Annotated in this window: 13 protein-coding genes and 1 pseudogene; 9 read left to right on the top strand and 5 right to left on the bottom strand. The window is 65.0% G+C overall.

Translation table 11 applies throughout. From position 1 onward, the window contains the following. The first annotated feature begins 23 nt into the window (after window positions 1-23). Window positions 24-1,478 (top strand): hydroxyacid dehydrogenase, encoded by a 1,455-nt coding sequence (locus tag KFE19_01020; GenBank protein QUO38140.1) that lies wholly within the window; start codon window positions 24-26, stop codon window positions 1,476-1,478. A gap of 95 nt (window positions 1,479-1,573) precedes the next feature. On the opposite strand, the gene KFE19_01015 is transcribed toward KFE19_01020, so the two are convergent. From KFE19_01015 to nth, 4 genes are all read right to left on the bottom strand, one after another. Then, window positions 1,574-1,996 (bottom strand): hypothetical protein, encoded by a 423-nt coding sequence (locus tag KFE19_01015; protein QUO38139.1) that lies wholly within the window; start codon window positions 1,994-1,996, stop codon window positions 1,574-1,576. A 3-nt stretch (window positions 1,997-1,999) separates the two neighbouring features. Further along, a complete protein-coding gene (locus KFE19_01010; GenBank protein QUO38138.1) occupies window positions 2,000-2,425 on the bottom strand; it encodes a hypothetical protein in 426 nt (141 codons plus the stop codon). A gap of 22 nt (window positions 2,426-2,447) precedes the next feature. Continuing rightward, window positions 2,448-2,708 (bottom strand): hypothetical protein, encoded by a 261-nt coding sequence (locus KFE19_01005; GenBank protein ID QUO38137.1) that lies wholly within the window; start codon window positions 2,706-2,708, stop codon window positions 2,448-2,450. 121 nt (window positions 2,709-2,829) lie between these two features. Continuing rightward, complete coding sequence (gene nth, locus KFE19_01000) at window positions 2,830-3,477, bottom strand: endonuclease III (protein QUO38136.1); 648 nt, start codon at window positions 3,475-3,477, stop codon at window positions 2,830-2,832. A 178-nt stretch (window positions 3,478-3,655) separates the two neighbouring features. Here nth and KFE19_00995 point away from each other — a divergent pair, with 178 nt between their 5' ends. Beyond that, entirely contained in the window at window positions 3,656-4,924 is a 1,269-nt protein-coding gene (locus KFE19_00995) for a replication-associated recombination protein A (GenBank protein ID QUO38135.1), read from the top strand. Here KFE19_00995 and KFE19_00990 read toward each other — a convergent pair. Next, window positions 4,905-5,840, bottom strand: coding sequence for a 30S ribosomal protein S1 (locus tag KFE19_00990; GenBank protein QUO38134.1), 936 nt, complete (start codon window positions 5,838-5,840; stop codon window positions 4,905-4,907). The genes KFE19_00995 and KFE19_00990 overlap by 20 nt on opposite strands. A 90-nt stretch (window positions 5,841-5,930) precedes the next feature. On the opposite strand from KFE19_00990, the gene KFE19_00985 reads away from it, so the two are divergent. The 7 genes and pseudogenes from KFE19_00985 to KFE19_00955 all read left to right on the top strand — a co-directional run bounded on the left by KFE19_00985 (window position 5,931) and on the right by KFE19_00955 (window position 12,320). After that, complete coding sequence (locus tag KFE19_00985) at window positions 5,931-6,122, top strand: DUF951 domain-containing protein (protein ID QUO38133.1); 192 nt, start codon at window positions 5,931-5,933, stop codon at window positions 6,120-6,122. A 210-nt stretch (window positions 6,123-6,332) separates the two neighbouring features. Further along, a complete protein-coding gene (locus KFE19_00980; GenBank protein QUO38132.1) occupies window positions 6,333-6,830 on the top strand; it encodes a sigma-70 family RNA polymerase sigma factor in 498 nt (165 codons plus the stop codon). 2 nt (window positions 6,831-6,832) lie between these two features. Further along, window positions 6,833-7,411: a zf-HC2 domain-containing protein gene (locus tag KFE19_00975; GenBank protein QUO38131.1), complete on the top strand. Its 579-nt coding sequence runs from the start codon at window positions 6,833-6,835 to the stop codon at window positions 7,409-7,411. Window positions 7,412-7,529: 118 nt separating this feature from the next. After that, window positions 7,530-8,372, top strand: a pseudogene (locus tag KFE19_00970) (sigma-E processing peptidase SpoIIGA). 34 nt (window positions 8,373-8,406) lie between these two features. Next, the gene (sigE, locus tag KFE19_00965; GenBank protein QUO38130.1) at window positions 8,407-9,111 is read left to right on the top strand and encodes an RNA polymerase sporulation sigma factor SigE; all 705 of its coding nucleotides are present in this window, start codon (window positions 8,407-8,409) and stop codon (window positions 9,109-9,111) included. Window positions 9,112-9,198: 87 nt separating this feature from the next. After that, window positions 9,199-11,655: a UvrD-helicase domain-containing protein gene (locus tag KFE19_00960; GenBank protein ID QUO38129.1), complete on the top strand. Its 2,457-nt coding sequence runs from the start codon at window positions 9,199-9,201 to the stop codon at window positions 11,653-11,655. 2 nt (window positions 11,656-11,657) lie between these two features. Then, entirely contained in the window at window positions 11,658-12,320 is a 663-nt protein-coding gene (locus tag KFE19_00955) for a nucleotidyltransferase domain-containing protein (protein QUO38128.1), read from the top strand. The last annotated feature ends 72 nt before the right edge of the window (window positions 12,321-12,392 follow it).

Here is a 12,392-nt window from a genome sequence, read left to right as displayed (position 1 = left end):
TGGAATCATAAGGGAGGAGCGTTATGAATCACTACTATCATTCCCTGAGCGAACTGTTTACTCAGTATCCGCCGCTGCCAGAGGAGCCGGTCCGCCAGAGCCTGTTTCAGGCTCTGGGCGCATTTGATCAGACCATCGTGGTGCTGGACGATGATCCGACCGGCACCCAGACGGTAAGAGCGGTGCCTGTGGTTACGGAATGGAGCCGCGATACCCTTCGCAATGAACTTGCGCGCAAGCCGCGGATGCTGTTTGTATTGACGAACTCCAGATCCCTTTCCGCTGAGGAGACAGAACAGCTCCACAGGGAATTGGCGCAAAACATCGCTTGGGCGTCGGAAACAGTCGGCCGGGAGGTTCTCTTGGTAAGCCGGGGAGACTCCACACTGCGGGGGCATTTTCCCTTGGAGACAGAAACGCTGCGCGAGGGACTGGAGAAGGCTTTGGGAATTACTTTTGACGGAGAGATTCTCTGCCCCTTCTTTCCCGAGGGCGGGCGGTATACTGTTGGCGACATCCACTATCTTGAAGAAGATGGGTGTCTGGTGCCTGTCGGACAGTCGGAATTTGCAAAGGATAAAACCTTTGGCTATCAAAACTCTCACCTGGGCCAGTGGGTGGAGGAAAAGACAGGCGGACGCTGGCGGGCGGAGGATGTAATTTCCATCAGCCTGGAGGATTTGCGCCGTGAGGACGCAGACACTGTGCTGAAAAAATTGTCTGCTGCCCGAGATTTTCAGAAGATCGTGGTAAACGCCGTATGCTACCGGGATTTAGAAGTATTCGTCCCGCTGCTGCTGAAGAGCATCCGGGAGGGAAAGCGCTTCTTGCTCCGGACAGCGGCAGCCATTTTGCGGGTAATGTGTGGGTGTCTTGACGATACGGTCCTGGAAAGAGAGAAGCTGATTAAAGGACAAAATCGAAACGGCGGCATCGTCATCGTTGGCTCTCACGTTAGCAAGACCACTCGGCAGCTGAAAGCCCTGTGCCAAGAGTTCCCCATGGAAAAGCTGGAGTTCAATCAACATCTTGTCCTGGATGAATCTCGTTTTCAGGAGGAGATTCTGCGGGTCAGCAATCTGGCGGATGAGGCGGTTTGCCATGGGCGAGACGTGGTGGTATACACCCGCAGAGAGCGACTGGATTTGAATGGAACGGATAAAGAAGAGGAGTTGCGACTGGCTGTCCTGATATCCCAAGGACTGGTACAGGTTATATCCAATCTCCAAATAAGGCCTCGATTCGTGATTGCAAAGGGAGGGATTACTTCCAGCGACGTGGCAACAAAGGGCCTGTCTATTAGCAGAGCAGAAGTCATGGGCCAAATCCTGCCGGGCATCCCTGTTTGGCAATCAGGTCCGGAAAGTAAGTTCCCTCACATGCCGTATGTGATTTTCCCAGGAAATGTGGGAAATGATGACAGTCTACTAAAGGCGGTAAGGAAGCTGTCTCCACTGGTGGATACTGCAGAAGGATAGTACGATCGATGCAACAAAGCTGGAACGTCATCTGCCGTTCCAGCTTTGTTGCATTTGTACGGAAGACTTTCTGGTGGGGAGCTCATTCTGATTCTTCACAGGATCAGCAGCAGGCCCAGGGCCACCAGCAGCTCCTCGTCGGCGTCCTCCCGGAACAAGAAGAATAGCAAACCCAGGAGCAGCAGGTCTCCGGTGTCCACGCTGTCCAGGTGCCACTGGTCCAGGAAGTGCCGGAGAAAGCCGGTCAGGCCGTCGCCCCGGCCGCCGGAGGGCGGTGGCGGACCGTAGAAGGGCGGTTCCTCCCAGGTGCGCTCCCGGTGTGTCTCGCCGTGCCGCTCCCCGCCGCGGTCCTGCTCCCCGGAAGAAGGAGGCGGCCTCCGCTCCCCGGCCCCGGCGCCGGGCGGGGGGTCCTGTCCGCCGCCGGAGGGCGGCGGAGCCTGGCCGGGCCGGCGGGCGGGCTCCTCCTCCGGGATCCGGGTATAGGAGCCGTCGTCGTTGCGCATATACCGGTTATACATCCCTCAAGACCCCTCCCATCCGGCCAGGAATTTCTTTCCCAGATGGAACAGCCTCGCCAGCTGGAGGGCCCGCTCCACCTTCTCCTGCCGCTCCGGCTTCAGGTAGGGCCGCAGGGCGTAGACCAGCGCGCGGGCGTTGGAGTCCTGCTGGCCGCCCAGCTCCTGGATCAAGGGCAGCAGCCGCATCAGCAGCTTGGGGTCCAGGCCGCCGGTGAGGCCCGACAGCAGATCGCCGCCGCCGTTTTCCGGCGGCGGTCCCTGATGGTGCCGGTCCTGGGACGCCTGCCGCGTCTGCGGCGGAGACTGGGGCGGTTCGGGATCTCCGCCGCCCCCGGTCTCGCCGGAGAGGGACTGGGCCAGCCGCATGATCTGTGCCATGCTGTCGGGGTTGGACAGCAGTTCGTTGAGCTTGTCGTCGAATTCGGCCATGCCCGGCCCCCTTTCTCTCAGGTCACTTCTGCTTCATGCTGCGGTTGATCCGCTGGACCAGCTCCGCCCCGGCGGGGCTCTGCATCACCTGGTTCATCATCCGCATGATCTCCGCAGGGTTGCCCCTGGCGGCGGACTGGGCCGCCCGCTGGAGGGACGCTCCCTGATCTCCCGCGGAGAGCATCTGCATCAGAGCCTGGCCGTCCCGGGACTGCATCAGGGACTGCAGCATGGCGGGATTGGCTTTGAGCTGCTGGATCATTCGCTTGGTCTGTTCGTCCATAGTGCCTCCTTACGCCTCACGGCTGTTGAGTTCCATCACAGTATATGAGGCGGGGCCGGGAAATGTGCCCCGGAAAGAAAAAAACGCCCCGCGCCGTACAGACGCGGAGCAGGGAAGGAGTTTATTTTTTCCGGGCGGCGGCCTTGGCCGTGTCGCAGTCCTTGGCCAGGGGGCAGCCCTCGCACTGGGGGGACCGGGCGGTGCAGGTGTCCCGGCCGAAGAGGACCAGCCGGTGGCAGAAGTTGTTGGACTCCTTGGGCGGGATGCTCTGGCGCAGCTGCCGCTCCACCTGGAGGGGATCCTTGGACCCATCGGTGATGCCCAGCCGCCCGGTGATGCGGATGCAGTGAGTGTCGCAGACGTAGCCCTCCTGGCCGAACACGTCCCCCAGGATGAGGTTGGCGGTCTTGCGGCCCACGCCGGGCAGGGCCGTCAGCTCCTCCATGGTGCCTGGGACCTTGCCGCCGTGCTTTTCGATCAGCTGCTGCGCGCAGGCTACGATATCCCGGGCCTTGCCGTTATAGAAGCCGCAGGAGTGGATGTACTCGCCCACCTCCTTGGGATCGGCTTCGGCGAAGCTCTCCAGGGTGGGGAAGCGTTCGTACAGGGCCGGGGTCACCTTGTTGACCCGCTCGTCGGTACACTGGGCGGAGAGCCGCACGGCGAAGAGCAGCTCGTAGTCCTTTTCGTATTGCAAAGAGCAAAGGGCGTCGGGATAGATCCCTTTCAGCGTCTCGATGATCCGCTTCACGGCGGCTTTGGATTTCATGGCAGTCACCTCGCTTGACACGATACCACAAAGTCCGACGGAAAACCAGAGGAATTTGCAACACTTTTCCGTCCTTTCCCGGGAAAGAGCGGAAAAGTTTGGGCCAGGCGGTGGAAATCCGGGCAGCGCTGTGCTATAATGCCTATCTGGAATTTTCACGGAGAAGGGAGGCGGCGCCATGCAGCGGCCCCTGGCGGACGAGATCCGTCCGAAAACCCTGGACGAGGTGGTGGGGCAGAAGCACCTCCTGGCCCCCGGCGCGGTGCTGCGGCGGCTGATCGAGAGCGGCGCGGAGGCCAACATGGTCTTTTACGGCCCCTCCGGCACCGGCAAGACCACCATCGCCAACATCATCGCCCAGCGGACCCACAAGACGTTGTACCGGCTCAACGCCACCACCGCCTCGCTGCAGGACGTGAAGGACATCATTGCCGACGTGGGAACGCTGATGGCCCCCGGCGGGATCCTGCTGTACCTGGACGAGATCCAGTACTTCAACAAGAAGCAGCAGCAGAGCCTGCTGGAATTCATGGAGAACGGGTCGCTGACCCTGATCGCCTCCACTACGGAGAACCCCTATTTCTACGTCTACGGCGCCCTGCTCTCCCGCAGCACGGTGTTTGAGTTCAAGGCCGTGCCGCCGGAGGAGGCGGAGGGCGCCGTGCGCCGGGCGTTGGACATCGAGCGGGAGCGGGCGGCCCTGCCCCTGACCTGGGAGGAGGGGGTGCCCCGGCAGATCGCCACCGCCTGCGGCGGCGACGTGCGCAAGGCCATCAACGCCGTGGAGCTGCTCTGCCAGGCGGCGCAGCCCCGGGACGGGCAGATTATGCTGACAAGCGGGGACGCTTCACAGCTGGCACAGCGCAGCGCTATGCGCTATGACAAGGGCGGCGACGCCATGTACGACCTGGCCTCCGCACTGATGAAGTCCCTGCGGGGCAGCGACCCGGACGCGGCGCTGCACTATCTGGCCCGCTTTCTGGAGGCCGGGGACCTGGTGACCCCCTGCCGGCGGCTGCTGTGCTCCGCCAGCGAGGATATCGGCATGGCGTACCCCCAGGCGGTGAGCATCGTGAAGGCCTGCGTGGACACGGCCATGCAGCTGGGCCTTCCCGAGGCGCAGCTGCCCCTGGCCCAGGCGGCGATCCTGCTGGCCACGGCCCCCAAGTCCAACAGTGTGGTGGAGGGGATCTCCGCCGCCTGGGCGGACGTGAAGGCGGGCCGCACCGGGGACGTGCCCCGGGAACTGCAGAACGTCCACGCCGACTCCACCGGCATGGAGCGGGAACAGGGCTACCGCTACCCCCACAGCTACCCCGGCCACTGGGTGCGCCAGCAGTACCTGCCGGACGCCCTGAAAAGCGTGAAATACTACCACTACGGCGACAACAAGACCGAGCAGGCCGCCAAGGTTTACTGGGAGAAGATCAAGGGTCCGGAGACGTGAACACCGTCTCCACCGGCTCCTTCTCGTAGCCCGGCGGGGAGTAGACCCACCGCTCCAGCACCCCGTCGGTGATCTGGTAGCGGGGAGGCTCCGGCTGCCGGGGCGGCGGCAGGGTCTCGATGACCTGGAGCTTGATCTTCATGCGCTCGGGCCGGATGCTCTTGATGAACACGGAGACGCCGTCGCCCACCCGAAGGCCCTCCCGGCTGTCGGCCAGGCCCGAGAGGTTGGGGGCCAGTTCCACGAAGCTGCCGTAGTCCTTGACGCTGCGGACCACGCCCCGGACCGTCTCACCGGTGCGGAAGCGGCTGGCGTTTTCCATCCAGGTGCCCAGCAGCTCCCGGTGGGTCATGGTGAACCGGCGGCGCTGGCGGGCCACGGACTTTACCGCCGCCAGGATCTTCTGCCCCGGCCGGAACCGCTGGTCCGGGTGGGGGATGCGGGAGACGGAGATGTACTCGATGGGCAGCATGGCGATGACGCCGCAGCCGATGTCCAGAAAGGCGCCGAAGGACTCCAGCCGGGTCACCACGGCGGTGACCACGCTGCCGGGGACCAGGTGCTCCAGGAAGTCATCTAAAGCCTGCTCCTGAACGAGACGGCGGCTGAGCATTGCCACCGGCGCGCCTTTTTCGTCGGCGCGGATGGCCGTGACACAAAAGCAGGTGGGCTTTCCCACCCGGCTCAGCACCGCGATGTCCCGCTCCGCCCCGCTGATCCAGGGGGAGAGGACCTCCTCCCGGGGCATGAGGCCCCGGACGCCGCCCAGGGTGAAGTGGAGGGCGTGAGCGGTGTCGCACCGGTCCGCCGCGGCCTCCAGGACCGTACCGGCGTCCATGGCCTCCTGGAGGGCGGGGAGGGTCCAGGGCCCTTGGGGGCGCAGGCCTTCCGGCGGGAATCGTCTGTTTTCCGGCATGAGCGATCGCATCCTTCTGCCGCGGAGGCGGCGTGTTATGATGATGTTACTATATGCGGCCCCGGTGGTCCGCTTGACAGGAGGCGTAAAATGGACCTGCACCTGCATGACAAAGTGGAATTGAAGAAACCCCACCCTTGCGGCTCCACCCAGTGGGAGATTTTGCGGGTGGGCATGGACATCAAGCTCCGGTGCCTTGGCTGCGGCCACGAGCTGATGCTGCCCCGCAGCAAGGCAGAGAAGAGCATCCGGAAGATCCTGACGGAGGAGGGACGGATATGAACAGAGGAACGAGAACGGTGGCGCTGGTGCTGGTGGTGGTCCTGGTGATCTCTCTGCTGGCATCCCTGGTGCTGCCCTATCTGTCGCTGATGTGAACAAGGACGGAAAAATCCGCTGTGCATGTGTCACAGCGGATTTTTTTGAATACTTGTAACGAATGGACCGCGGCGTCTATTGATAGGCAGAACGGATGGGAGAGGAGGGAGCGCGTTGGAGGATATCTACCAGTGTTACGCGGACCAGGTGAAGCGGTTTCTGGTGTGCCTGACCGGGGACCCGGCCCTGGCGGAGGAGCTGACCCAGGAGACGTTCTATCAGGCGGTGAAGTCCTTCTCCCGGTACGACGGTTCCTGCAAGACCTCGGTATGGCTGTGCCAGATCGCCAAGCACTGCTGGTACGACCACCTCAAGCGCCAGCGGCGCCACCCGTCCGTGTCCCTGGAGGCCCTGTGCCAGGGCGGAGAAGAGCCCGCTGTGGGGGAGGAGGACGGCCTTCCGGAGATCTCTTTGCTGCGGCGGGACAGCTGCGTGTCCATCCACAAGGCCATTCACAGTCTGCGGGAGCCCTATCGGGAGATTTTCCTTCTGCGGACGCTGTCGGAGCTGAGTTTTCGGGAGATCGGGGAGGTTTTTGACCGCACGGAGAATTGGGCCCGCGTGACCTACTACCGCGCCAGGACCATGCTGGCGCAGCGATTGGAGGAATGACAATGGAGTGTGAAGTGATCCGGGACCTGCTGCCGTCCTATCTGGACGGCCTGTGCAGCCTCAAGAGCCAGGAGCTGGTGGAGGCGCACCTGGCATCCTGTCCGGACTGCGCCCGGGCTGCGGAGGCCATGCGCGAGGCGGTGCGGGTGGAGCCGCGGCCGGACCTCCGGGCGAAATCGCCCTTTTATGCCCTGCGGAAACGGCAGCTGCTGCGGACAGGGATGGCCGTGGTGCTGACAGCTGCGGTGTGTTTTGCCGCTTTCCTGGGCTGGCAGGTTTTTGTGGAGAACGTTCCTCCGGCCCAGATGGTCCTCAGCCGGGTGGACCCCGGCGAGGAGGACCAGTGGCGGCAGGCGGAGGAAACGGTGGTGTTCGACAGTCTCTTCCAGCGCTGGGAGGTCATCAACGACATCGACAGCGACTCGGCGGCGCAGCTGCGGCTGCTGGACGAGGGGGGAAATGTGGCGCTGGAGACCACGGTGGAGCCGGGGAAGTCCGCCGAACTGGAGGGATTGGAGCGGAACCGGATCTACACGGTGGAGGTCCGGGGCGGCCCCTTCCTGCTGCTGCGCTTTTTCTGACAGAGAGGATTGTAAAAGGAGGCGGGGCCGATTTCCGCGGGCCCGCCTCCTTTTTGCGACCGCTTTTCCCAGTCCGCTGTCCTATAATGGTCCCCGTGACCGGAAAGGGGGCGGCGCCGTGACGACAGTCTACGTGGACAGTGTCTTTGTGCTCAATGCCCTGATGGACTATCTGCTGCTCCTGTGCACCGGGCGGCTGGCGGGGGTGACCCTGCGGCGGGGGCGCTACGCTCTGGCTGCGGTGCTGGGCGGGGCCTACGCCGTGGCGGTGTTCCTGCCGGGGTGCGGCTTCCTTGCGCTCCTGCCGGCCAAAGCGGCGGCAGGGGTGGTCCTGGCGGTGGCGGCCTTCGGCGGCGAGGCGCGGCTGGGGCGGCTGATGCTGCTGTTTTTTGCCGTGTCCTGCGCCATGGCCGGGTGTGTCCTGGGCCTGGGCCTGCTGGCGGGGGGCGGCGTGCCGGTGGCACGGGGCGTCTTTTATACCGACGTCTCCGCCAAGGTGCTGCTGATCGCCGCGGCGGCCGCCTATCTGGTGCTGACGGTGGTGTTCCGGGCGGCGGCCCGCCACGGCCTTGGCGGGCATCTGGTGCCGGTCCGGGTGTGCCTGGAGGGACGGACCGCCGCTCTGACGGCCCTGCTGGACACCGGCAGCGCCCTGCGGGACCCGCTGTCCGGCGCACCGGTGCTGGTGGTGTCCCCGGGGGCGTTGGACGGCGCGCTGCCGCCGCCGGTGCGGCGCCTTCTGACGCCGGCGCTGCTGCGCTTTCCGCCGGACCTGTTGGAGCCGCTGGAACAGGCGGCGCCGGCGCTGCGATGGCGGCTCGTGCCCTACCGGGCGGTGGGCGTGCCGGAGGGGCTGCTGCTGGCGGTGCGCAGCGACTGGACGGAGATCGGCGGAGAGCGGCACCCGGGGCTGACGGTGGCATTTTCCCCCACGGCCCTGGGGCCGGGATATGCCGCCCTGTGGGGCGGCGAGGCAGGCAAAAGGAGAGTGGGACATGAGACAATGGAGGATGATCGCAAGGCGGCTTTTGGAGCGGCTGGGGCTGCTGGCGGAGCACGGGGTCCACTACATCGGCGGCAGCGACACCCTGCCGCCGCCCCTGCCCCGGGAGCGGGAGGCGGAGCTGCTGGCCCGGCTGGACCAGGAGGACGCCCGCAAGGAGCTGATCGAACATAATCTGCGGCTGGTGGTGTACATCGCCCGGCGGTTTGAAAATACCGGCGTCGGCATCGAGGACCTCATTTCCATCGGGACCATCGGCCTCATCAAGGCCGTGGGCACCTACCGCTCCGACAAGAACATCAAGCTGGCCACCTACGCCTCCCGGTGCATCGAAAACGAGATTTTGATGTACTTGCGAAAAAACGCCGGGCGGAAGGGAGAGGTCTCCTTCGACGAGCCGCTGAACACCGACTGGGACGGCAACGAGCTGCTGCTCTCCGACGTGCTGGGCACCGAGGCGGACGTGGTCATGCGGCCCATCGAGGAGGATGTGGACCGCTCACTCCTGGCGGCGGCCATCAGCGTGCTCTCTCCCCGGGAAAAGGAGATCATCACGCTGCGCTTCGGCCTGGGCGGCGGCCGGGAGCAGACCCAGAAGGAGGTGGCGGACCGGCTGGGCATCTCCCAGAGCTACATCTCGCGCCTGGAAAAGCGCATCATCAACCGGCTGAAAAAGGAGATCCTGCGGCTGAGCTGAGCACCGCCGGTCAGGGCCGACGCCCCTTGACCGGCGGCGCTTTTTGTCATAGAATGGTCTGCGAGACTATGAGGACAGGTGGACCCTATGACTGATTTTGAACAGCGTTACATCGCCGCCCGCAAGGCCGTCATCGCCCGGGACCTGCGGCGTCTGAACCCCATGCAGCGCCAGGCCGCCATGACGACCGAGGGGCCGCTGCTGCTGCTGGCCGGCGCCGGCAGCGGCAAGACCACGGTGCTGATCCAGCGGGTGTATAATCTCCTGACCTACGGCCGGGGCAGCGACACCGACGAGGTCCCCGGCTGGGCCACGGAGGAGGACCTTCATTTCCTGGAGACCCTGCCGGACCAGCCGGACGAGGAGCAGTACCGCCGGGCGGTGCGCCTTTGCGCCGTGGACGTGCCAAAGCCCTGGGAGATCATCGCCATCACCTTTACCAACAAGGCCGCCGGGGAGCTGAAAGAGCGCCTGTCGGTCCGGCTGGGCCCGGCGGCGGAGGACGTGTGGGCCTCCACCTTCCACTCCGCCTGCGTGCGCATCCTGCGGCGGGACATCGACCGGCTGGGCTTCGGCAAGGACTTCACCATCTACGATACCGACGACTCCAAGCGGGTGGTGCGGGACATCCTCAAGGAGATGAACCTGGACGAGAAGGCCTTCCAGCCCCGCGCCGTCCTCTCCGTCATCAGCGCTTCCAAGGACCGCTACGAGAGCCCGGAGGACTTTGCCAGGGCCCACTCCAATGAGGCCGACTGGAAGATGGCCCGCATCGCCAAGGTCTACGCCGCCTACGCCAAAAAGCTCCGCGCCGCCAACGCCCTGGACTTCGACGACATCATCTACCACACCGTGACCCTCCTGCGCCAGGAGCGGTCGGTTCTGGAGTACTACCAGCGCAAGTTCCGCTACGTGCTGGTGGACGAGTACCAGGACACCAACCATCTCCAGTACCTGCTCACCAGCCTCCTGGCGGGAGGGTACAAGAACCTCTGCGTGGTGGGCGACGACGACCAGTCCATCTACCGTTTCCGGGGCGCCAACATCGAGAATATTCTCAGCTTTGAAAAGCAGTACAAGAACGCCCGGACCATCCGCCTGGAGCAGAACTACCGCTCCACCCAGAACATCCTGGACGCCGCCAACGCCGTGATCCAAAACAATACCGGCCGCAAGGGCAAGACCCTCTGGACCGACAACGGCGCCGGGGAGACGGTCACCGTCAAGACCACCTTCAACGAGAGCGACGAGGCCAACTACGTGGCCGGGGACATCCTCTCGGGGCTGAATCGGGGGCGGAAGTTCTCCGACTGCGTGGTCCTCTACCGGATGAACGCCCAATCCAACGCTCTGGAATACGCCATGAAGCGCAACGGCATCCCCTACAAGGTGGTGGGGGGTATGAAGTTCTTCGACCGGGCGGAGGTGAAGGACATGCTGTCCTACCTCTGCGTCCTCAACAACCCCCTGGACGACCTGCGCCTGCGGCGGATCATCAACGTCCCCGCCCGGGGCATCGGCAACACCACCCTGGATAAAGTGGCGCTTCTCGCCGAGAGCCAGGGGGCGTCCCTCTATGAGATCATCCGCAACGCAGACCTGTTCCCGGAGCTCAAGAGCGCCGCTTCCAAGCTGCTGAAATTTGCGGACCTGATCGACGGCCTCCGCCGGGCCGGAGGAGAGCTGGCCCTGCCGGAGTTCTACGACGCCGTCTGCGACCAGACCGGATACATCCGTGCCCTGGAGGAGAAGAACGACCTGGAGAGCCGGGGCCGCATCGAGAACGTCCAGGAATTGAAATCCAACATCCTGGGCTTCCTGGAGCGGGACCCGGAGGACGCCACCCTCTCGGGCTTCCTCAACGAGATCGCCCTGTACACGGACCTGGACGGCGTGGAGGCCGGGGAGGAGTCCGTCACCCTCATGACCATCCACGCCGCCAAGGGCCTGGAGTTCCCGTGGGTCTATGTGGTGGGCATGGAGGAGGGGATCTTCCCCGGAGCCTCCGCCCAGTACGACGAGGAGGAGCTGGAGGAGGAGCGGCGCCTTTGCTATGTGGCCATGACCCGGGCCAAGGAGAAGCTGACACTGACCAACGCCCGCCAGCGGATGCTCTACGGCCGCACCAGCACCAACCGGCCCTCCCGGTTTTTGGAGGAGATCCCGGAGGAGAACCTCCGCTGGCTCAGCAAGCCGGAGCCCCGTGCCGCCCGGCGGGACGACCTGGACACCGCCCCCTGGGGCGACAGCTTCGGCGCGGCCCCGGCCCGGTCCGCTCCGGTGCGGACCTACGGCGCCGCCAAGCCCCGGGAGCCGGTCCGCAAGCCCCTGGCCTCCGCCTCCGGACGGACGGCGGGAAGCACGGCAGGGCTTTTGCAGCTGGCAGTGGGGGACACTGTGGAGCACAACGCCTTCGGCCGGGGCACCGTCACCGCCGTCCAGCCCATGTCCGGCGACGCCATGGTGACCGTGCAGTTTGAAAAAGAGGACAAGCCCAAACGGCTGATGCTGAAATTCGCCGGCAGCCACATGAAGAAGCTGTGACCATGGATATGACGAAATGGATGGCGGCGTATGAGGCCGCCATGCTGGTGGCATTCGGGGACCGGGTGCGGTACATCGGCCTCCAGGGCAGCCGCGGCAGGGAAGAGGCCGGGCCGGACAGCGACATCGACGTCGTGCTGATTTTGGACGAACTGACTCCGGCGGACCTGGAGACGTACCGCACCGCCGCGGCGGCTCTGCCGGAATGGGACAAGCTCTGCGGCTTCGTGTCCGGGGCGGCGGAGCTGGCCGCCTGGGACCGGGGGGAGCTGTTCCAGTTCCGCCGCGACACCACAGATTACTATGGCTGTCTCTCCGATCTGCTGCCGCCGGAGGAGCCCGGCGACGCCCGCCGGGCGCTGCATACCGCCGCCTGCGGCATCTATCACCTCTGCTGCCACAACGGCCTCCACGGCCGGGATCTGTCCGCGGCGGAGGGGACCTGCAAGGGGGCGGTGTTCGCCCTCCAGGCCAAGGCGTATCTGGAGACGGGGACCTTTTACCGCCGTCATCGGGACCTGGGGAAGGCCCTGACCGGGGCGGACCTGGCGGTGTTCCGGGCGGCGGAGGCCGTCCGGCAGGGGGAGCATCCCCTGGACCTGGACGCCCTGACGGCCCTGCTGCTGGAGTGGAGCGGCGATCTGATCCGCCGACGGGAGGACTGAACGGCGCCCTGCCCCCGGCCGGCGGCAGCGGCCAAAGAAGCGGGCAGGTTCGATATCCACCCCGCCCAATCT

The sequence above is a fragment of the Dysosmobacter sp. Marseille-Q4140 genome (assembly GCA_018228705.1).
Taxonomy (GTDB): domain Bacteria; phylum Bacillota; class Clostridia; order Oscillospirales; family Oscillospiraceae; genus Oscillibacter.
The sequence above is the reverse complement of the archived record's forward strand: the minus strand, read 5'-3'. Positions and strand labels throughout refer to the sequence as shown.

Excerpts from the sequence above, each read along its gene's own strand:
- KFE19_00960 (QUO38129.1), top strand. The coding sequence starts at position 9,199 with ATGACTGATTTTGAACAGCGTTACATCGCCGCCCGCAAGGCCGTCATC.
- KFE19_00975 (QUO38131.1), top strand. The coding sequence starts at position 6,833 with ATGGAGTGTGAAGTGATCCGGGACCTGCTGCCGTCCTATCTGGACGGC.
- KFE19_00990 (QUO38134.1), bottom strand. The coding sequence starts at position 5,840 with ATGCCGGAAAACAGACGATTCCCGCCGGAAGGCCTGCGCCCCCAAGGG.
- nth (QUO38136.1), bottom strand. The coding sequence starts at position 3,477 with ATGAAATCCAAAGCCGCCGTGAAGCGGATCATCGAGACGCTGAAAGGG.
- KFE19_00985 (QUO38133.1), top strand. The coding sequence starts at position 5,931 with ATGGACCTGCACCTGCATGACAAAGTGGAATTGAAGAAACCCCACCCT.
- KFE19_01020 (QUO38140.1), top strand. The coding sequence starts at position 24 with ATGAATCACTACTATCATTCCCTGAGCGAACTGTTTACTCAGTATCCG.
- KFE19_00955 (QUO38128.1), top strand. The coding sequence starts at position 11,658 with ATGGATATGACGAAATGGATGGCGGCGTATGAGGCCGCCATGCTGGTG.
- sigE (QUO38130.1), top strand. The coding sequence starts at position 8,407 with ATGAGACAATGGAGGATGATCGCAAGGCGGCTTTTGGAGCGGCTGGGG.
- KFE19_01015 (QUO38139.1), bottom strand. The coding sequence starts at position 1,996 with ATGTATAACCGGTATATGCGCAACGACGACGGCTCCTATACCCGGATC.
- KFE19_01010 (QUO38138.1), bottom strand. The coding sequence starts at position 2,425 with ATGGCCGAATTCGACGACAAGCTCAACGAACTGCTGTCCAACCCCGAC.
- KFE19_00995 (QUO38135.1), top strand. The coding sequence starts at position 3,656 with ATGCAGCGGCCCCTGGCGGACGAGATCCGTCCGAAAACCCTGGACGAG.
- KFE19_01005 (QUO38137.1), bottom strand. The coding sequence starts at position 2,708 with ATGGACGAACAGACCAAGCGAATGATCCAGCAGCTCAAAGCCAATCCC.